Source organism: Microcoleus sp. (assembly GCF_041354475.1).
Classification (GTDB): domain Bacteria; phylum Cyanobacteriota; class Cyanobacteriia; order Cyanobacteriales; family Microcoleaceae; genus Microcoleus.
Genome location: NZ_JBGJZU010000029.1, coordinates 39523 through 59754 on the forward strand (window position 1 = coordinate 39523; position 20232 = coordinate 59754).

21 protein-coding genes are annotated in these 20232 nt (G+C 42.2%); 3 read left to right on the plus strand and 18 right to left on the minus strand.

The window, feature by feature from the left end:
- Positions 1-32 precede the first annotated feature (32 nt).
- Positions 33-923, plus strand: coding sequence for an alpha/beta fold hydrolase (locus ACBR23_RS13335; RefSeq protein ID WP_371116227.1), 891 nt, complete (start codon positions 33-35; stop codon positions 921-923).
- Between the two features lie 84 nt (positions 924-1007).
- Here the strand turns inward: ACBR23_RS13335 and ACBR23_RS13340 are convergent, their stop codons facing one another.
- The 4 genes from ACBR23_RS13340 to ACBR23_RS13355 all read right to left on the minus strand — a co-directional run bounded on the left by ACBR23_RS13340 (position 1008) and on the right by ACBR23_RS13355 (position 3598).
- Positions 1008-1910 (minus strand): glycine betaine ABC transporter substrate-binding protein, encoded by a 903-nt coding sequence (locus tag ACBR23_RS13340; protein ID WP_371116226.1) that lies wholly within the window; start codon positions 1908-1910, stop codon positions 1008-1010.
- Between the two features lie 154 nt (positions 1911-2064).
- On the minus strand, positions 2065-2640 hold the full coding sequence (locus ACBR23_RS13345; RefSeq protein WP_371116225.1) for a Uma2 family endonuclease: 576 nt from the start codon (positions 2638-2640) through the stop codon (positions 2065-2067).
- Positions 2641-2795: 155 nt separating this feature from the next.
- Positions 2796-3293: a PIN domain-containing protein gene (locus tag ACBR23_RS13350; protein ID WP_341737078.1), complete on the minus strand. Its 498-nt coding sequence runs from the start codon at positions 3291-3293 to the stop codon at positions 2796-2798.
- Positions 3290-3598 carry a hypothetical protein gene (locus ACBR23_RS13355; RefSeq protein WP_341737077.1) on the minus strand — a complete coding sequence of 103 codons (309 nt, stop codon included), beginning with the start codon at positions 3596-3598 and terminating at the stop codon, positions 3290-3292. Before ACBR23_RS13355 ends, ACBR23_RS13350 begins: the two co-directional genes overlap by 4 nt.
- A gap of 270 nt (positions 3599-3868) precedes the next feature.
- On the opposite strand from ACBR23_RS13355, the gene ACBR23_RS13360 reads away from it, so the two are divergent.
- Positions 3869-4138 carry a hypothetical protein gene (locus ACBR23_RS13360; protein WP_371116224.1) on the plus strand — a complete coding sequence of 90 codons (270 nt, stop codon included), beginning with the start codon at positions 3869-3871 and terminating at the stop codon, positions 4136-4138.
- Between the two features lie 5 nt (positions 4139-4143).
- Here the strand turns inward: ACBR23_RS13360 and ACBR23_RS13365 are convergent, their stop codons facing one another.
- From ACBR23_RS13365 to ACBR23_RS13415, 11 genes are all read right to left on the minus strand, one after another.
- Positions 4144-5943, minus strand: a complete 1800-nt coding sequence (locus ACBR23_RS13365; RefSeq protein WP_341737075.1) for a mechanosensitive ion channel family protein — start codon at positions 5941-5943, stop codon at positions 4144-4146.
- A gap of 165 nt (positions 5944-6108) precedes the next feature.
- On the minus strand, positions 6109-6459 hold the full coding sequence (locus ACBR23_RS13370; protein ID WP_371116223.1) for a hypothetical protein: 351 nt from the start codon (positions 6457-6459) through the stop codon (positions 6109-6111).
- A gap of 49 nt (positions 6460-6508) precedes the next feature.
- The gene (locus ACBR23_RS13375) at positions 6509-7102 is read right to left on the minus strand and encodes a DUF6272 family protein (RefSeq protein WP_371116222.1); all 594 of its coding nucleotides are present in this window, start codon (positions 7100-7102) and stop codon (positions 6509-6511) included.
- Positions 7103-7502: 400 nt separating this feature from the next.
- Positions 7503-8768 carry a SpoIIE family protein phosphatase gene (locus ACBR23_RS13380; RefSeq protein WP_371119719.1) on the minus strand — a complete coding sequence of 422 codons (1266 nt, stop codon included), beginning with the start codon at positions 8766-8768 and terminating at the stop codon, positions 7503-7505.
- A 97-nt stretch (positions 8769-8865) separates the two neighbouring features.
- Positions 8866-9903, minus strand: coding sequence for a chemotaxis response regulator protein-glutamate methylesterase (locus tag ACBR23_RS13385; RefSeq protein ID WP_371116221.1), 1038 nt, complete (start codon positions 9901-9903; stop codon positions 8866-8868).
- Positions 9904-9948: 45 nt separating this feature from the next.
- Positions 9949-12942, minus strand: coding sequence for a response regulator (locus ACBR23_RS13390; RefSeq protein ID WP_371119710.1), 2994 nt, complete (start codon positions 12940-12942; stop codon positions 9949-9951).
- Positions 12939-13628: a chemotaxis protein CheW gene (locus ACBR23_RS13395; RefSeq protein ID WP_371119711.1), complete on the minus strand. Its 690-nt coding sequence runs from the start codon at positions 13626-13628 to the stop codon at positions 12939-12941. Before ACBR23_RS13395 ends, ACBR23_RS13390 begins: the two co-directional genes overlap by 4 nt.
- Positions 13629-13667: 39 nt before the next feature.
- On the minus strand, positions 13668-15152 hold the full coding sequence (locus tag ACBR23_RS13400; RefSeq protein ID WP_371119712.1) for a methyl-accepting chemotaxis protein: 1485 nt from the start codon (positions 15150-15152) through the stop codon (positions 13668-13670).
- A 56-nt stretch (positions 15153-15208) separates the two neighbouring features.
- Positions 15209-16960: a methyl-accepting chemotaxis protein gene (locus tag ACBR23_RS13405; RefSeq protein ID WP_371119713.1), complete on the minus strand. Its 1752-nt coding sequence runs from the start codon at positions 16958-16960 to the stop codon at positions 15209-15211.
- 94 nt (positions 16961-17054) lie between these two features.
- Positions 17055-18419 carry a CheR family methyltransferase gene (locus ACBR23_RS13410; RefSeq protein ID WP_371119714.1) on the minus strand — a complete coding sequence of 455 codons (1365 nt, stop codon included), beginning with the start codon at positions 18417-18419 and terminating at the stop codon, positions 17055-17057.
- The gene (locus ACBR23_RS13415) at positions 18391-18876 is read right to left on the minus strand and encodes a chemotaxis protein CheW (RefSeq protein WP_341737066.1); all 486 of its coding nucleotides are present in this window, start codon (positions 18874-18876) and stop codon (positions 18391-18393) included. The genes ACBR23_RS13410 and ACBR23_RS13415 overlap by 29 nt, the downstream gene beginning before the upstream one ends.
- 152 nt (positions 18877-19028) lie before the next feature.
- On the opposite strand from ACBR23_RS13415, the gene ACBR23_RS13420 reads away from it, so the two are divergent.
- Positions 19029-19244, plus strand: coding sequence for a hypothetical protein (locus ACBR23_RS13420; protein ID WP_341737065.1), 216 nt, complete (start codon positions 19029-19031; stop codon positions 19242-19244).
- 51 nt (positions 19245-19295) lie between these two features.
- Here ACBR23_RS13420 and ACBR23_RS13425 read toward each other — a convergent pair whose 3' ends face one another.
- The 3 genes from ACBR23_RS13425 to ACBR23_RS13435 all read right to left on the minus strand — a co-directional run bounded on the left by ACBR23_RS13425 (position 19296) and on the right by ACBR23_RS13435 (position 20189).
- Complete coding sequence (locus ACBR23_RS13425; RefSeq protein ID WP_371116216.1) at positions 19296-19643, minus strand: DUF5615 family PIN-like protein; 348 nt, start codon at positions 19641-19643, stop codon at positions 19296-19298.
- The gene (locus tag ACBR23_RS13430; protein ID WP_371116215.1) at positions 19640-19957 is read right to left on the minus strand and encodes a DUF433 domain-containing protein; all 318 of its coding nucleotides are present in this window, start codon (positions 19955-19957) and stop codon (positions 19640-19642) included. The genes ACBR23_RS13425 and ACBR23_RS13430 overlap by 4 nt, the downstream gene beginning before the upstream one ends.
- Positions 19958-20057: 100 nt before the next feature.
- The gene (locus ACBR23_RS13435) at positions 20058-20189 is read right to left on the minus strand and encodes a hypothetical protein (RefSeq protein WP_371116214.1); all 132 of its coding nucleotides are present in this window, start codon (positions 20187-20189) and stop codon (positions 20058-20060) included.
- Between the last annotated feature and the right edge of the window lie 43 nt (positions 20190-20232).

Sequence of the window (20232 nt, forward strand, 5' to 3'; positions counted from 1 at the left end):
CCCCCGTACAGATTAACCATCGATCGAGAATTATGCCAGCAAATTTCCTGCCAACATCCATCGCCCAGCTTACAGAATCCACATCCATAGCTTTAGCCCAAAACATTCAACAAACAGCAATTACAACCCCCCTCAGCCCGCAGCCAATTGCCACCACCTACGTACATGAAGGTACTGGAAATACACCGATTTTGCTAATTCACGGCTTTGACAGTTCGGTGTTTGAATACCGCCGTCTGTTGCCGCTGCTGGCAGAAAAAAATGAAACTTGGGCGGTGGATTTACTAGGTTTTGGCTTTACGGAAAGATTGGCTGGTTTGCCTTTTAGTGCAAAGGCGATCGGTACTCATCTCTACTATTTTTGGAAAACCCTAATTTCGCAGCCCGTCATCTTAATTGGTGCATCGATGGGAGGTGCAGCAGCAATTGATTTCACGCTCAATCATCCCCAACTTGTCAAACAATTAATCTTAATAGACAGTGCAGGTTTTGCCATCACTTCTAATAATGGCAAATTTTTAATTCCACCTTTAGGATATTTGGCAACTTCATTTTTACGCAACCCTAAAATTCGCCAAAATATTAGCCTTAATGCTTATTTTGATAAAACCTTCGCTTCTGTGGATGCCCAAACTTGCGCCGCGCTACACCTAGAGATGCCCAATTGGAATCAAGCTTTAATTGCTTTTACCAAAAGCGGTGGTTACTGTGGTTTTGGGGAAAAATTGTCGCAGATTCAGCAGCAAACCCTGATTTTGTGGGGGAAACAAGACCGAATTTTGGGGACTGCGGATGCAGAAAAGTTTGCCAAGGCGATCGCAAATTCTGAACTAATTTGGATACCCGATTGCGGACACGTTCCCCACTTAGAAAAACCGCAGATTAGCGCCCAACACATTTTAAAATTTATCACTAATACATAATATGGGGAGATTTTGAGTGGGTGAAGGCGGGTTTTTGATGTTTTTGGTAGTTTATGTTGTGGAACAGGCATCTTGCCTGTTCTCTTAATTAGAATTACCAAATTTTTGCTGTAAAAACTGCTGTGCAACTTCTCCAGCATCCTGTTGTTTTCCATCAACTAGATAGTTCATTTTCCGCATATCTGCTTCTGATATTTTCCCGCCCAATTCTGCGAGGACCGATCGCAATTCTGGGTATTTTGTCAAGATTTGCGATCGGACCACAGGCACTGCTTCATAGGAAGGAAAATAGTTCTTATCATCTTTGAGCACCACCAAACCGAAACTTTCAATCAAACCATCAGTAGTATTCCCAGCAATCACATCCACCTCTTTTTGTTGCAAAGCCTGCACCAACAAACCTAACAACAATTCCTTCGGTTCTTCCGCAAATTTAATCCCATAAGTTTTAGCCAATCCCGGAAATCCATCCTCTCTTTCTTTGAACTCTGGTCCAAAACCCGCCCGCAGTTTCGGTGAAACCTTTCCTAATTGCGAAATAGTTTGTAAATTGAATTTTTTCGCATCATCTCCCCGCACAATAATCGCAAAACTATTATTAAATCCCAAAGGTTCAATCCATTCTGCTTTAAACTGTTGCGGATACTCCTGTTTGATATAATTAAAGACTGTTTTGGAATCAGAAGTGGTCTTTTGTTTAAGAATATTGGTGTAAGCAGTACCCGTATATTCGACGTACAAATCGATTTTACCGGCCGCGAGGGATTGATGACAAAGGGAACCTCCCAGATTCAGTTCCCGTTCTACCTTAATATCAGTTTTCGCTTCGATACGGCGCGCTAAAATTTCTGCCAGAATGACTTGTTCCGAAAAATCTTTCGAGCAAATGACAACTTGCTTTTTGGAACTAGAGGTACATCCTGCTACAGCAAACAAGGAAAGCAGCCAGCAGGAGGAGAAAAAAAAATCGTTTTTAGATATTCTCATGAGTTTACTATGTTTTAAATTATACAAAGGTTAATAGCCCTAGCTGAAAATTCATCGGTGATAACCATACTCAGCCATCTAGACATCTTTTAATCTATGGTAGCAGAAAAGGGACTGCTCAATGATAGGGTGATGGACCAAGTGCGATCGCACATTACCAGATAGATTCAAGATTCAAAATAAATCCGGGGAGAACATCTTCACCGGATACAGTGGCTGGAGATTCCAGCATTTCAACTTCTTGATGGGGACGGTAAATTTCAACTTGTCGCGATTTGCGATTAATTAACCAACCTAAAACAGCACCATTGTCTCGATACTCTTTCATCTTATCCTGAGTTTCTTTCAAACTATCGCTGGGAGAAAGTAACTCGACGACAAAATCAGGACAAATCGGGGGAAATTTCTTTTGTTGTTCGGGAGTTAGTGCATTCCAGGTTTCTAATTTTACCCAAGAAGCATCAGGCGCTCTATTTGCACCATTAGGAAGTTTGAAACCAGTTGAGGAATCAAACACTTTTCCCAATTTATGTTGCTGATTCCAAATCCAAATCTGTGCAGTTAATCCTGCATTGCTGCTTCCAGTTTCTCCTCCTGCTGGTGACATGATAATTAATTCTCCTTTGGCTGTGCGTTCCAATCTAATATTTTCATTCTCCTGACAGAGTTGGAAAAACTGATCGTCTGTCAGCTTAATAATGGGGTTGAGGTTGAGGGTGAGGGTAGTCATAGGGGTATTTTATCGCAGCTAAACGACCTTTATTGGCGATTGTAGCAGATCGAGTAAGGCTTGAGGGCGATCGCTTTTCGTAATAGCTTTGTTTGTGCGGGCTTTGCGGGAGAAAAGGGTGATACCGATTCCATTTATTCTAAGGTAAATGAATATCACCATCCATAGGTTCTAATATTGTTAAAATTTATCGTATCAATTCCTATTTTTTGAAGATAAGATGCTAACTTCAGATCGTCTGTCAGCACCAGATAACCTTGGCTTCCTAAATATATAATTCCCACATCAGTCAACCCAAATTTAGTAAACTTATCAACTTGCACAGCCGTTAGACTTTCAATATAGACTTCGTTTAATCTTTTAATTCCTTGTGCAAATATTTTTAAGCATTCAGAACGTTCTGGCTCTCCTATTTGGTTAAGTAAGCTATTAACTTCAGTTAAAATATTTGGTGTAGTTATTATATTACCAAAATTAGATAATATGTTTACTAATAAATCATAATCCTCTGGTGCAAATTTTTCTGTGCGATTAAATTGAGAAATCCGGGAGCGATTAACACTCCCGACAAACCACAAAACCAAAATATTTGTATCTACAATGACCCCTTTTTTTCGATATTTATTAAAAATATTATGGATATACTCCTTCATACTTCTCTGATTTTCATTGATTCTATTTCACCTGTTTCTGCATTGACTTTAAAAATTTTATACTCCCGTTCATCTCTATATCTAATTCCCATCGGGAGTTCTTCTGTAAACGTCTTACCCTCAAAGCTTATAGTAATCAACCAAAATTGTTTATCATCTGATAGCTCAATTTCCTCTAATCTGATATCGTTGGTAGAAAGTCGAATCAAGTCTTGTATATATTGGCAATAAGTTTTTACTGCTGAGACAGCAGCACGCACATCAATTCTCTTGATTTGTGTGATTTGTTCGAGTTGTTGTTCCATAATTTTTATTAAGTTTCAAGTAATTCTTGGTTGGAGGTTGTTTTTTTAGGATGATAGTAGGCAAGATGCCTGGTATATATTATAACAAAATAAGTTCTAGTAAAGCTTAAGATAGCATAAACGAGAATACTCTCCAAAGTCCGATTAGTGGTAAAGGGGAGGGGCGATTCCCTACGGGAATCGCTTCGCACGCGCGTACTTTGGGAAAAAAGGGGCGAGGCAGTCATCAAGGGCTATAATGGTAAAAATAGAGAATAGTTGATATTAGCTATGCAGCGAATATTTGAGGCTATATTGAAGGGAAACTTTTTAGAATGGTCTAATGAGGTTCCAATACAGGGCGATCGCCCTGTCAGAGTTTACGTTACTTTACAAGAAGAGCGATCGACTTTAAGTGCGGAGTTTCGCCGTCAGAGAATAGTTGAAATATTGGAAAAAATCGCAGCAAGTAATGTCTTTCAGGGTTTCACCCCTGTGTACTCGATCGACCTGCAATCTGCTGTATATTCCAACTTTTATTATACGTCATTTAGATGCTGAATAGCTTACCCCTTAAGAGTTTTTGAGGACTTGACCCCCGGTTTATTTCTACCTACGGACAGGTAAAAGGCGAACCCTTGCTTAGCAGTAGTCGGGTCTAGTCCAGTCTGCACAAAACTGCTGACAGGACTCTGATTAATGCTAGCATCAACCGCATTCCCATTATCCTCTGACTCGGACTCTCCTATCGGTTTAATGCCATTCCAATTAAGGTAAGTATTCCGCAGATTGCTGAAAATTTCTTGATAAATTTGGCTTCTGACGCGATCGCCCCGCTTCCCATCTTCCAGTTTGATATCATCCACAAAAAAGCCGATCTGCAATTCAAGATACACCGAGGATTCCTCGTGATTCATTCCGATCATCCTGATTTGCGGTTCTTGCCATTTTTTTCGCGGTACTTTCAACTTTTCTCTGATCCATTTAATTATATCCATGACATAATCATCTAAGCGAGTTTCGTCAGCTTGAGGGTTCGAGATTTTTTGATACAAGCGTTGCGCTCTTCGCTTTAACAAATTAATCTTTTGTTCCCATTCTTCAGAAATAAAGTATTGATCGTCATCCAGCAAATTTGGATCTCTCAGCCAAATTCGATACCACTGCCTAATTAACTCAATCAGTCCCTCTTCATTATATTCTTCAAAATTAACTACAGCACGGCTATCTTCAGTTGCCTCGATCACTTGAAAACCAAAGAGTTCTAAGATTGCTAAATATTCCTGTTGGACGTTTTCTCTTTCATCTTGAGTTAACCCTCCTTTTTCTGCAAACTGCACCGTAACAACCAAAGATTCCAGGGCTTGTTCAATTTCCTCTAATTTTAAATTGACCTCCTGTTCAGCCAGTAGTCGCGATTTCCCAACTTCTTGTTGTTCGACTAGAGCGGCATCACTTCCTTCCGCGTTATAGTACCTATCAATTACCTCCAATTTAGCATCCATATCCCCTAGTGTATCTGGATGAGCTAACACAATTTCTTGCATCAGCTTCTTGGAATCCTCAAGATTACCTTCCGAGGGTATTTCTATTTCTATAGAGTTATAGTATAAGGAGGTAGGGCGACTTAGATTAGTAAGTTTTTGACCCTGCAATACACTGTTGGGAATATAAACATCGCAATGGTTGCTAAATATATATAGCTCAGTCACCCTAATCCCAATCCGGCGCAGCATTCCGATTGAACCATCTTCAAGGAGCAGAATATCACCAAATCGAAAAGGAGTATCAATAAGTAAAACAACTCCACTAAAAAAGTTAGACAAAATATCCTGAAGCGCAAAACCCAGAACAAAAGTAGCACCACCCAAAGCTACCCAAATTCCACTTAAATCAACCCCAAACGAACTGATAACCAGCACACCGCCACCCACGAAAATAATCACAGGAACAACGGCTGAGAGGATGGGAAGCAAGACATCATCCCACATCACCTCAGTTTTTTTAGTGTACTCTTTGAGGTAGTAGATAAAAACTTCGATAAATAATTGAACACACCAATAACTAATAGTGATAATTAAAATCGGTGTCAGGATGTGTTCGATGGCAGCAAAAATATCAGGAGAGACTAACTTCCCAAAAGTGATTTTTAGACCGAAAATAGCGAAGACAATGAGAGCGGGATAGGCAGAAACATTTAAGGTGACAATTGCAATGTCCCGTTCAAATCTCCGAAAAATGGGGCGCAAGATATAAAACAATATTAGATATAATAGCCCAGTTCCCAGAGCGGTGAGTAGCAAACAGATCGAGAGCTTACTAATTATATTTAGCGTGTCAAATTGATGAAAAATGTTTTCTAACATAGTAGTTTATCCCTTAAATAAATTAACTTAATTTTTGTCACAAAAACTCCCTAACATTTTTGGTCATTAGTTGCATTTACTCCTCTAGAACAGTCATCAACTAATTTGACATGAATAGAGGTGTAAATTTCATAAAATGTTACGTTCGCTCCTAAAGATTTTACTTTATTCAACTACAAGCTTTAAACCTGGAAGCAATCGCTCTAAGTTTTTCAAAGATTTAACTTGCCAGGGCATTCTTTTTGTGCCTAAAACCACCAATTGACTCTTCTTTTTCCGCATCCCAAGTACAAATTTCGACAGCATACTGATGCCAGAACTGTTGAGAAATTTTAATTCTTTCACATTTAATGTGAGAGTTGTGGGTGCTAATTTAGCTACATCATCGAGCAATTTAACAATGGGAGCATAATCCTTGGGGCCTCCTAGACTGATAGCACCTTTAAAATAAACTGTTGAGGATGCTGGATCGTATTGCACCTGATAATCCTCGCCTTTGACTTCTTGATTGGTCATAGCTTTTCTGTCTTTTTTTGCTTCTGATGTCTAAATTAATCAGTTAAAATTATACAACAACTTGAGCCATTGTAGTAACGGTGATAATTTGTGGATTACTGGGATCGGACTCAAATTTCCAGCCGAGTTTGGCTGAATAATCATTGATCGCGGTCAGTAAACCTAAGCCAGAAGCTTCACTATCTTCGGATTCGGCTGCTTTTGTTATCTGCTCAACATATAAGTCCTTAGGATCTGCCGATCGTAATTCCTCAATAAAGGCTTGAAATTTCTCCACACTTTCAGGATTAATACCGTTTTTGGTAAAAATTACAGCAGTGACTATATCCAAGTTTTCCCTAAAATGTATACCAAACTTAACTGGATCGTTCTCGATTCCTTCATGAAATTTTATGGCATTCTCTAAGAGTTCGTTTCCGATATAACTCACCGCGTTTTTCATGGCTTCGATGCGTTCTTCTACCTCACTATCCTCCTCGTCAATTGGCATAATATTAAAAAAATAGTCGGCGATAAAACAAGCTGATAAGCGGTTATTCAGCCACCGCCGTTTAACTGGTCTAGAACTGGAAGTAAAGCTCAGTTCTAAAGAATCATGTGACCGGGAAAACTCTTCAATAAAATCTCCAACAAGCTGGATCATCTTTGTTACCTATTAATTGATAAAGGTTGGTAAGTAGAAGGAAGAAGGAAGAAGGAAGAAGGAAGAAGACATACACAGCAAGCTTGAGCGCGAGCCGTATTTGACGTTTGCTTAGGTGATTTACTTATCCTCAACAATGTCATTAGGATCGCGAATTAAATAATTTACACTCTTGAAAGTGGGGTGGGATCGCGTGGCTCGCCCTTTCTGGACGGGCAACGCGATCCCATCCCACAAGAACCATCACGCATTGTAAGTTATTAAATTTTCGTTCCTTAGTTGTTAGTAACATTTTTTTTGTTTTTCGGGATATTTGTGCTGGATGCAGAATAAGTTACCATTTTGTGAGGCTTTAAGGTGAATTGCTAACTGCAAAATGTTCAGGGCAAGCCTACGCAGATCAGTTGCGAAAAAGGTTGAATATATTCTTTTTGTTCACATTCTCTTTAACTTCCTCCACTAATTCTGGTTCCTCCAATGATTCCAGGTAATCAGATGCTTCTTCCTCAAAGGATTCTAGGTTATCCGATGCTTCCTGCTTGATCACCAGTAAAGTAATGTCATCAAAAACTTTCTGCTTGCCAATAAATTGTTTAAGATCGTCAACGATCGCTTGTTTGATTTCTTCGGCCGAGCCAGCCCAATTATGACTAATAACTTCGCAGAATTTATCGAGCCCATACTGTTCTTTATCAAGGTTATAAGCTTCAGGAATTCCGTCGGTATAGAGGACAATTCCATCCCCCTCCTTTAATTCAATGATTGTATGATTGATAAATTCAGTAATTTCTTCATCTAATCCAATAGGGAAGCCTAGATTCATCGTGTCAACGCGCTCAACCAACCCGCCCTTTCGCACTACAATAGTTTCCTCATGCTGACCGCTGATACTTATTCTACCTTTTGTATAGGTGAGAATGACTAACGTCAAATTCTTCTCAGAATTCATCCGTCGGACATTTTTATAAATAGTGCGGTTGAGTGCATCTAAAAATTTAACCGGATCGAGTTCTCTAATTTCTTTAAGAGTACGAACTGCTGTTTGCGTCATTACCATTAAAATCCCACTTTCGAGTCCGTGTCCGGTGACATCACCGATGCCAATTGTGACGATTCCGTCTACGTAGAGAACGTCATAGTAGTCGCCGCCTATTTCGTCTGCGGGTTCCATAAACCCTGCAATTTCTAAACCTTCGATGGCGTCTAGTTCGTCTGCTGTAGGAAGAATCATCTGTTGCATTTGACGCAACATATCTAGTTCTTTAGCCATGCGGAAGTTTTCCGATTGGAGGATTGCTTCTGCTTCGTTTCGCTTGAGAAGGTTTACATAGGCTTTAGAGTGGTAGCGGATACGAGCTATTAGTTCTGCCTTGTCTGGGAGTTTAACTATATAATCGTTTGCCCCTAAAGAAAAAGCTTTTGCTTTAATCAGCGGTTCTTCTTTACTAGAGAGAACGATCAGCGGAACATATTTTGTGGGAGCGTTATTGGCTCGCAAAAAGCGTACTAAGACCAGTCCGTCCATCTCTGGCATCACTAGGTCTTGTAAGATGACTGTTGGTTGACATGACCTCGCGACTTTGATCGCCTGGGTAGGGTCGCTACAGTAATGAAAGGTGATATCTTTTTCTGGAAGCAACATTCGACGAACGGCTTCGCCGATCATTGGCTGATCGTCGATGAGCAAGACTGTAATCGGATCTTCTGTCACTGAGTTCACTTCCTTTTGAAATACTAACTTGAAGATAAAAAGTAAGAATTAGCTAACGGCTCATTGCTAATCGGTCAATTAGAGTAGAAGCGATCGCCTCCAGTGGTAAAATCTCCGCCACCGCACCAAGCTCTACTGCTGCTTTGGGCATCCCATAAACCACACAACTTGCCTGATTTTGGGCGATCGTATGCCATCCCTTTTCGCGTAACAAACTGAGCCCTTCCGCTCCATCTCGACCCATACCTGTTAGTAACACAGCAGTTCCTTGGCGGTGCCAGTAATGAGCGACACTTTTGAAAAACACATCAACCGAAGGACGATAGGGATAATCAATCGGGTTTTTTGTATAACTTAAGCTAAAATTTGGTTGCAATGACAGGTGATCGTTTGTCCCGGCAACTAATACCTTTCCTACTTCCAAACGACTACCTTCGGATGCTAGCTCTACGCTGAGGGGTGTTTGTTCGTTTAGCCATTCTACCAAACTGGGAGTAAATTGTGCATCTACGTGTTGGACGATCGCTACTGCTGCACCAAAGCTTGCCGGTAAGCGAGAAAGAATCTTTGCCAGAGCATTTGGGCCGCCAGTAGAAGAGCCGATCGCGACTAGGGGAGGAACGCGGGCTGCGAGGGGTGAGAATATAGATTGAGGGCTTTCCCTATGGGTTCTAGATTTAGAAGTTGCACCGGATTTGCCAATCAGTTTACCAATAGTCACGATTTTCGCAAGCAAAGCTTTAGCAGCTTCTGGGTTGCCGCTAGCCCCCAAAACAGGCGTGCTGACAGCATCTAATGCTCCATATCCCATTGCTTCAAACACTTGAGACCCATTTTTTTCAACGCTAGCCGTTACTACCACAATAGCGCAGGGAGAATTCTTCATGATGTGGCGAGTTGCCTCTACCCCATCCATGATTGGCATGATCAAATCCATCAGAATCAGATCTGGGGTATCCTCGGCGCATTTGGTAACTGCTTCAGCACCATCGCGTGCTACCCAAGCCACTTGATAGTCTTTGACTGTCATCAAGACGCGCCGTAGCGTCTCTACTGCCATCACCATGTCGTTTACAATTGCGATTCTCATAGGATTTTTCATGATAATTGGTAATTAGTAATTGGTAACGAATGACTAATTACCAATCAAGTCGTACACTGCGTTTACTAAAGTATCGTCCTGAAAACTTGCTTTGGTTAAGTAATAATTAGCTCCAGCTTCTAAACCGCGCAGGCGGTCTTCTTCGCGGTCTTTGTAGGAGACAATAATCACCGGAATCGAACTTAGCTTTGGATTGTTTTTGATCTTGCTGGTAAACTCGATTCCGTTCATGCGGGGCATATCAACATCACTAACTACTAAATCGTAATGATTTGTAGAAACTGCGTGCCAACCTTCCATGCCATCCACCGCAACATCAACATTGTAACCTTTGTTTTGCAGCAGTTTTCGTTCCATTTCTCGCACGGTAATGGAATCATCCACCACCAGAATACTCTTGCGACCGTCTACTACAGCCATCTCAGAACTGCTAATAACACGGTTCAAGTGGCTGTCATTAAGCAGATTATCAACAGAACGCATCAAGTCAGAAGCATCGACAATCAGGATAGGAGAACCGTCTCCCATCAAAGCAGCAGCACTAATATCCTGAACTTTACCCAATCGGGGATCTAAGGGTCTTACCACCAAATCGTGTTCGCCCAAAAAGCGATCGACCACCAGTCCGTAATAGTCTGATTGTTCGCTAATGACGACGACTGATAAGGTATCTGACTGGGGCGGTGGTTGCTTCAATTCTAATACTTGATAGGCAGCTACTAAGCCGATATTCTTATTGTTCATAGTGAAATATTGGCGATTTTCCACTGAGGCAATCTCTTTTTTGTCCACATTGACAATTTGCTCGATCCGCGCCAGAGGAAAGGCATAGGGTTCGCCAGATATTTCTACTAACAGGGTGCGAACAACGGATAGCGTCAAGGGTAATTGGAAGTGGAAAGTCGTACCTTTTCCCAGATTAGAACTAGCTCGCACGGTGCCGCCAACTTCGTGCGCCATGCTTTTAGCAATATCTAAACCCACGCCGCGGCCGGAAATTTCGGTGACTTGTTTGGCTGTCGAAAATCCTGGTAAAAATAGAAATTCCATCAGTTCGGCTTCGTTAAGCTGAGCTACAATTTCCGGGGTCGCCAGGTTCTTATTAATAATTTTTCCGCGCAGCCAGTCAAAGTTAATTCCTCTACCATCGTCAGTGATGGTAATCGATAGCATTCCTCCTCGGTGGACTGCTTCTAGCCGCACGGTTCCTTCTGCTGGTTTGCCGGCGACGAGGCGCTCTTCGGGAAGCTCCAAGCCGTGATCGATGGAGTTACGCAAAATGTGGGTGAGGGGGGCTTCCAGTTTTTTGATAATATCCCGATCGACAGGCGTGCCTTTGCCGAAAATTTGAAATTTTACTTGCTTATTCAGCTTCCTGGCTAAATCGCGCATCATCCGAGGAAACCCCTGCACCCCATCGGCGAAGGGACGCATATTAGAGGCAATTACTTCCTGGTAGAGGCGATCGCTCAGACTGCCGGTGCGACGGGCATATAATTCTAGTTCGATCAGGCGATCGCTCAAAATCTGCCGACATTCCCGCTCCTTTGCGCGGGCTCCTTCTAAATAGTTTGCGGCTTCTTGATTGTGCTTGACTGCGAGAGTTTGCTGAAAATTATCTAAAATTTTAGATAATTCTAGTTGGCGTTTTTTGAGGATCGTCAGGGAATCGGCAAAGGGCTGAAGCCAATTTGCTTCGATCAAAGATTCGCCAGCCAAACCCATGATCCGGTTTAAGTTGTCGGCACTTACCCGGACAACGCGATCGCTAGAGGCCCCTCCCTGTTCTGCTCCCGGTTTGACTTGCTCTACATCGCTAGATGTTTGCTTAACAATTGATTGAGTTTCACCTAAGTTATTCTGACCATTTGGTTGTGTTTGGATAGTACCGGGAGCGCTGAGCACGATTTCCGGTTTTTGCACAGGAGTAGATTGTGCCTGAGTTTCCTGATTAGATGGCAAGATTTCGGCTCTTTTCACTGGTGCAGATCCCGGTGTCAGCAGAGCAGAAATTTCCTCTCTAGTAGTTTCAACATCGTCCCGATTTTCCTTAACCCAACTTTGCCCTTGCTGACTGATGTTTAGCAGCAGATCGACTCCATGCAGCAACACGTCAACTCCATCGGCTTCTAGGGTAATTTTTTGGTTCTGTGCTGCTACAAAACAATCTTCCATAACGTGAGCCAAATTAACCGCAGCATCGAGGGCCACGATGCGGGCGGCTCCTTTAACGGAATGGGCGGCTCGCATTAACGACTCTAAGACTTTGGGAGACCCTGGTTGGCTTTCCAGGGCTAAGAGTCCCTCACTTAAAATAGCTGCTTGGGCGTCTACTTCCAGCTTGAATAACTCCAACATTGAGGTGTCGCCGATGGTTGACATCTCATCTGATTCTGGATAATCTTGACGGTTTGCGATCGTGGTTGGCGACACCTCGGTGGTCACTGCTGCACGAGCAAGCGAGTTCAAATCTCTAGCTGATTGGTTTGGCCCAACCGATATTTTGGGGCTATTTAAATCATCTTCTAATCTTACTTCTACAGTGGGAGTTTCTGGCTTTCCCTGCCAACTTTTCAACTCTACTCTTGGCTGAGAAACTAATACAGATTCTGGTGTCAGTAAGGTAGCAACACTGTTGGTAACGGTTTCGATGTTATCTTGATTTTCTGAAAGCCAACTGTCTAAATCGTCTTCCTTGACTCTGCTGATATTTAGGAGTAAATTTACACCTTGCAGCAGCACGTCAATCTCACCCGCACCCAGAGTAAAGCTTTGCTTTTGAGCACGATCGAGGCAGATCTCTATGCTCTGAGCCAGATTAATAGCATCATCGATTTCTACGAGCCGAGCCGTTCCTTGAATTGCATTAGCGACACGCATTAATGACTCTAGAATTTGGCGAGACTGGGGTTCGCTTTCCAGGGAGAGAAGCCCCTGATTTAGTATTGCTGCTTGGGCTTCCACTTCCTGCCGGAATACATCTAGCATCGTGATGTCGTTCATCGCATCCTCCCTCTGATCTGTCATAATATTCTTTTGTTTAAGGTGTAAAATAATAAATCAGAATCTATGTAATTAACCTTATGCCCCTGCCAGCGAACCACCCCTTTTGTATAAGTTTCTGAGGCTTTTGAAATCACTACAGGTGTATTTTCTAATTCCCTGAGCGGGAAGCGATGAAGACCGCAAACTTCGTCCACGATAAAAACCCAGCGATTGTCTCCACTTGCCATAACTATCATCCGTTTAGCAGCAACAGAACTGGCACGATCTGAAGAGTTAGCGTGATCTTCTAAGTCAAGGAGATGGCCCAGAGAAACGCACATTAGAATTTCTCCTCTAATGTTGACCAAACCCATAAACAGTTCGTTGTTGCGGTGGGGTAGGGTATGAATTACACAGGGTTCTGTCACTTCTTGAAGCAACCGTACTGGTAAAGCTAACCATTCGCCGCCTAGCAGAAATATCATGACTGATATGGTTTCTCCAGAAACGACGATCGCCCCGTTAGTTTGTGCTAGAGAATGATCGGACGGAGTTTTTGCTAGTATCTCAGTCCACTCTTTTACATACTCTGGCGGAGCTTCCCTTTCTAATAAACTGCGTCCGGCGGCAGAATAAACGGGGCAGTTCCGACAATGAATTACTGTTTTTAGTTGTTCGCAGGAGCGATCGCCCTCAACTCCTATTTTGTTCCAGCAATCATTGCTCATAAGTCCCATTCCAACGTAGTTTACTATAAATCATCAACTCTAACCCACTTTATAACCAGAGATGCGCTGGCGTAAGCCTTGAGCCGTTTCGTTCAATTCCCTGATCGCACTGTTGATCTCGCGTAGAGATTGAGTCGTTTGCGAAGTAGCTTCACTCAATTGCACCATGCCTTGACTGATTTGCTGTGCCCCCTCTGACTGTCCTTCCATGCTGCTACTCACTTGTTGAAAACGGGGGGTTAGGGTTTGCACCTGCCCAATAATCGAATCTAATTTACCGCCGATAGTACGAACATCCTCTACACCTCGTTCTACATCTTTGGTAAATTTATCCATTTCCATCACCCCTGTGGAAACTGCGCCTTGCATCTCTTTTACCATCGTTTCAATGTCTAAGGTAGCGACTGCTGTTTGGTCGGCGAGGCGGCGAATTTCACGGGCAACCACAGCAAATCCCGTTCCGTACTCTCCGGCTTTTTCTGCTTCAATTGCGGCGTTAAGTGAGAGCAAATTGGTTTGATCCGCTACTTTTGTGATCGTGGTGACAATGCTATTAATGCTGTTAGCTTTATCGCTAATAGTTCCCAGCTTTGATGAAATGGTATTAGTGGCCTCCGCTAACATACGCATAGTTTTTTCCATGTGGATCAGGTCTTGTTGGCTCTCACCCGTCCCCTGAGCCGTCGCTTGCGATGTGTACTCAACTTCATCCATTGTCTTCACCAGTTGTCCAGAGGTGGCAGCAATCTCCTTTACTGTGGCAGCCATCTCATTGGTGGATGCCGCCTGTTCAGTCATCGTTGCCTCTAGTTGCTTGCCTGATGCGGCAATTTGGGTGGCAGAGCTGGTGATTTTAATGCCAGATTGCTGAATTTGAAGAATTAAAGAACTCAAGTTATTTGTTAGGTCGAATATCAGATATGCTAGCACCAGGGCTATAGCTATAATGGCTAGAGATGATAATTCTATTAATTTAAAATTCTTGTCTACATTCTCACTTATTGTGTTCAACTTGTCTATTTCAATCTTGGCAAATTCTTGGTTTAGTGCGTCGAATTGTCCCAAGTTGCTTTTCGATTCTTTCAGGTATGTAGTTACTGCTTCTTGTTGCTTACCTTGATCTTTCAATTGGAAAGTTCTCTTCGACAGCTCTTCAAATTGACTTTCTAATTGAAGCATATTTCTAAATTTCTCTTGTTGTTGTGGATTTGGATTATCTTTAATTAGTATTTCGGCGCGCTTGGTAGATTCCTGAAACAGATTTTTTTGTTTCTCAAAAGATTCTAAAGCACCCTCAGCATTGCCCACAAGTAGATAGCCCCGAACTTGCCGAGCCATCATCGAAGCTCTTAAAATCATTTCATTGGTTTCTATAATCGTATTCCGCGATCTTCTTGTTTCCACGTAAAGTTCCCTTGTATGATGAGTGCTTGTATATACTAGGCCGCTTAAAACTACAAATAATAGAGCGGGTAATGAATAAGTAAGAAGCAGGCGTTGCTTGAAATTCATTTGGTTCAACATTCTAGTATTTCTCCTTGGTAATTTTCAGCATTTAACATGATCATCATAGATTGAAATTAGTTACTTGCCACTTTAAAACGAGAGACTTCCATGCGTAAACCTTGTGCCGCCTCATTCAATTGGCTAATCGCACCGTTAATTTCACGCAAAGACTGGGCAGTTTGCGATGAAGATTCACTTAGCTGCACCATTGACTCGCTGATTTGCTCAGCACCCTGCGACTGTCCCTCCATGCTGTTACCCACCTGTTGAAAGCGGGGGGTTAGGTTTTGCACTTGCTGAATAATCGACTCTAACTTATCCCCGATATTGTGGACATCTTCCACACCCCGTTCTACATCTTTCGTGAACTTATCCATTTCCATCACCCCTGTGGAAACTGCACTTTGCATTTCTTTGACCATATTCTCAATATCTAAGGTAGCAACTGCTGTCTGGTCGGCTAGGCGGCGAATTTCACGGGCAACGACAGCAAACCCCGTACCGTACTCTCCGGCTTTTTCTGCTTCAATTGCGGCGTTGAGCGAGAGTAAATTGGTTTGATCCGCTACTTTGGTAATCGTGGTGACGATGCTGTTAATGTTATTAGCTTTATCGCTAATCACTCCCAGTTTTGCAGAAATGCTACCGGTGGAATCTGCCAAACTCCGCATAGTTTTTTCCATCTGCATCAAATCTTTTTGACTGTCACCAGCCGACTGTGCAGTTACGTGGGATGAGCTCTCAACTTCATCCATCGTCTTCACCAGTTGTCCAGAAGTGGTAGCAATCGATCGCGCTGTGGCGGCCACCTGATTTGTCGAGGCAACCTGTTCGGTTATAGTTGCTTCTAGTTGCTTGCCAGATGCAGCGATTTGGGTAGCAGACGAGGTAATTTGAATCCCGGATTGCTGAACTTGGCGGATTAAAGAACTCAGGTTTTCAGTCATGGTGCGGAAGGCTGTCTCTAATTTCCCAATCTCATCCTGAGCATCTGTCGCCTGTACGCGGGTAGTTAAATCGCCTGTCGAAATTTTTTCGGCTACTCCTACAACTCCAGCTATTTTTGCACCCATTGGTTTGGCGATCGTATTACTGAAGTACCAGCCAAAGAGTCCAGCAGTCAACGGCCCAATGATTAAGCCTACAAGTATCCAGAATGTGCTGGCGCTCACATCTTGCTCTGCGGTCTTCTTAGCTGTTTCTGCCAAGTTTCTGTTGTATGACAGGAGTTCTTGCAGGGCGGAGTCCGCTGTATCGAATACAGGATCTAATTTCGTAACTAAGAAATCATTCATTTCGGTTAGCGTCTGGATAGCTGCTAGGGCTGCTGTGTATTCAGGTGTATTAGTTTTCCCCTGTTGCAACAACTCAGTCTGAATTTTTCTCGGGTTGCTGAGACCAGTTTTCTGAAATTTTTCATGAATCTGGAGGTACTCTTGACTAGCGGCTTTCCACTTCTCCCATTCGACCAAAAATTGTTTGTATAATTTGTCTTCCTCCGGCTCGCTAGGCTGCTTTTCGTATAGGTTCAATCCTTCGTTTATTTCCTTGAATGCGTTTTGAACAGTGGTTAACTCTTTTTGCCTCTGAGTGCTAGTTAATGCGTTAGCAATCAGCACTTTTTCCGCACCATGTGTCCTGGTTTTTGCTTCGTTGATTTTCCACAAGTTGTCAATACTTGGCAAAGTATTATAGGCGAAGGTGTTAATGTTGTTTTTCAGGCGGTAATTTCCACTCAAGCCAATCAAAGCCACAATTAAGACTATTGCACCTATGAACCAGAATCCGCTGATGAGCCGCCTTTGCAAAGTCATGTTTTTAAACATCTATTAACTCGTTTTGTTAGTTGTTTTTTGGTCAGTTGATAGGCGAGCGGCAGTCATTCTAAATTAACAAGTTAGGTGACTCATATCTACTTGCCTAAGATTTTTGCAGGCGTTGGATTCGTTGCCGCAGGACTGCTGCTCTAGCAGTATCACCGCGATGTTCTGCGAGTAAAGTAAGATGCAGGAGTGCGTCATAGTTATTGGGTTCTAAATAAATCGCTTTTTGGAAGCATTGCTCTGCTTGAACATCAAGCCCTTTAGCTTGATATATTTCTCCCATTAATATATAATACTCAACACTGGTAAAGTTTTGCTTGAGATAATTTTCGCACATTGTGGTTGCTGCGCTTAACTGTCCTCCATCGGCTAATTTACGGGCAGTTTCCAACTGGCTTGCTGGCAATTGACTTGAGTTTTGAGCGTTGGCTATTTTGCTGGTAGATGTTGCTGGAACGCTCACAGGCATGGTTTTCAATTGTGTGGTTTCTCGATTGGCTGTTGGATTGTTTGGTCGGGCGATAGTTGGAGAATCTTTTCTACTAAATAGAGGAGATTTATTTTGGCGATCGAGCCGCGACAAACTAACCTCTCCGGTAGATATTAACGGCTGATGTCTCATTAGTAGTTTTTCACCATTTATTAAACCGCCGCTATCATTTTCTTGCTTTCGGTAGGCGAAAGCAAAAGGATGTTGTACAGATACAAATGTGGATTCTAACATTTGCATCTTTTCCGCGTGCCCCAAAAATAGTAGCCCTTGATTTTTCAATAATCCGTTTAAAGTCCGAATACTTTTTTCTCTAGCTGCATCGTCGAAATAAATTAAAACGTTACGACACCAAATTACATTGTAAGGATTTTTTCCTGTGATGAAATTGGGATCGACTAGATTGCCGTGCATGAAGTTAACGGCGTTTTTTACTAAGTCGCACAACTGATATTTATTGCCTAATTTAGTAAAATATAGTTGCTGAAATTGTAGGTTATTTACCCGAAATGAATTTTGGGTATACACAGCTTTTCTAGCTTTATCTAAGGAGCAGTTGCTAATATCAACCGCATCAATTTGAAACTGATTAGGTGTAAAACCTGCCTGGAGCAGGCTCATAGCAATTGAATAAGGTTCTTCCCCAGAAGAACAGGGCACGCTGAGCACGCGCAAGATGCGGTGACTTTGGGTTGGCAACCACTCAGATTTGACGTAACGCTCTAAAAAAACAAAGGGTTCCCAATCTCGAAAAAACCAAGTTTCTGGGACAATTAATAATTCAATCAGTGCTTCGAGTTCCTCCGCTGATATTTGCAATTGCTGTAGATAAGTTTGTAGATTGGGGGAATTTTCGGCGGTCATCCGTTGTTCTACAGCTCTGCCAATTTCCTTAGAGCCAAGGATACTTGCAGACAAACCAATCCGATCTTTTAGGAGTGACTCAATTTGGTTTTGTATTATTGCTGTCATTATTCCTTCCTGCCAATAAATATTGTTGCTGCGAATCTGACAGCAAAGATTCTAACCTAATGCGTTGGATCATCCCCTTCTCATCCATAATCATTTCCCCTAAATAACCATGAGTTTCATCTAATTGTGTGGCTACATCGATCAACTCACTATCCGGCTTATTTAATGTTTCGGTGACTCGTTCTGCCATCAACCCGATACAACGCTTACTGTTATCCTTCCCAAAATAATTTACCATGATAATTCGAGTGCTCAAGTAGGAGCAACTGGGCTGGCCTCGAATTAAATAGCACAGATCGATTACTGGTACGATCGCCGATCGATATTGAAACATACCCCCAACATAGTCAGGCATTTGGTGCGTTTTTCTCAGGATAACTCTGGGTATAACTTCCACAACCTGGGAACTATCAAGCGCGTAAAGGTTATCTCCTACATAAAACAGTAGCATTAACATTGGCTGCCCTTCCTGATTAACTGTTCATGATTATCTGTTTGTCTTGATACTCTTGAACGCCAGAAACTCCCTCTAGCTGGAGAAACCTTCTACAGCTATACTATAGTATACTAAGCTGTTCTGCATCTAAAACGCATATTATACCATACAATATGCGTTTTAGCCGTCAGTTTTTTGCTACCCAAATTTTACTGGTCAAGATGGCAATTATTTGCTTTTCAAGTGGTGTGACTATTTACTATCAACAAAGTGTAATGGTCGCCGCAGTCGCGTCAATGATTGCCGGGTGTACTGTAGAAATAATTGACGCTTGGCGCGAACAACACAACGATCGAAAACCGCCAAAAAATGTGACGAGGGTGAAGTAATTTTGTGTTAGGGGTAAGGCAGATTTTACCCCTATTCCAATAAGAATTTGGTTATAAAGGTAGGTACTGAACGCGGTTAACAAAATCTTCAGGTTCGCTCACCTTAGCAACAATTTCCAAGTCACGAATACAATCACCAAAAGTTACTTTTTGTTGATGGGCATAGATGACACCAGAAAAATTGACTTCCTCTTGCTGGCGACGGTTGGCTATGGCTAAAAAATCTTCGTCTTGTGTAAAAACAACGCGCTGAAGATCCATTGCGCGATCGAGTATAATATGGTCTGGCGTGTTTTGATGGTTATCTTCTTGAGCTCTCAAAACATCTACATCTCTTTGTCTCAATCCCTTTGCAATCGGTAGAGGCACATTCTCATCCATGTACAAAGCTATACTCATTTAATTAATCCTTGGGCGCGGAGTTTTTTAGCCAAAGGAGATTCGCCCGCTTCTAATCGCAACTTTTCGGCATACTCAAATCGGCGCTGCATATCTGCATCAAGCTCTTGTTTATGATCCCAGTAGTAGGCTAAAGCAGAGTAAATTTTACTCAAAGTTAGGTGAGGATAGCTTTCCAGTAATTCTTCAGGACTCAAGCTGTAAGCTTTTACCGAAGTTATTAATTCAACTACTTTCATCGTAGTCCCTGTGATGATAGGTGTATTCTTCTCATCTAATTCTACATATTTATATTCGGTTGCAGTTAGTGACATAGTTTACCTCGTTAATGGATCTAATTTAATTATAGGGTCGATCGGGTTCCTGTCCCAATTCTTGGCAAAACTCTAGATAATCATCGATCGAGTTTTGGAATTATTGGCGTGCTTCTTCAATAGTTTGTGCTTTAAAAGTCACTACGTCATTAATATCGAGGACTCGCCCGAAAAGAATTTCCGCTTCTGAATCTACTTCAATGCTAGCACTGTAACCCTTGTAAGTCATCATGGCTGTAATACTTCTTCCTATTTCAATAAGTGAAACTTGTGGC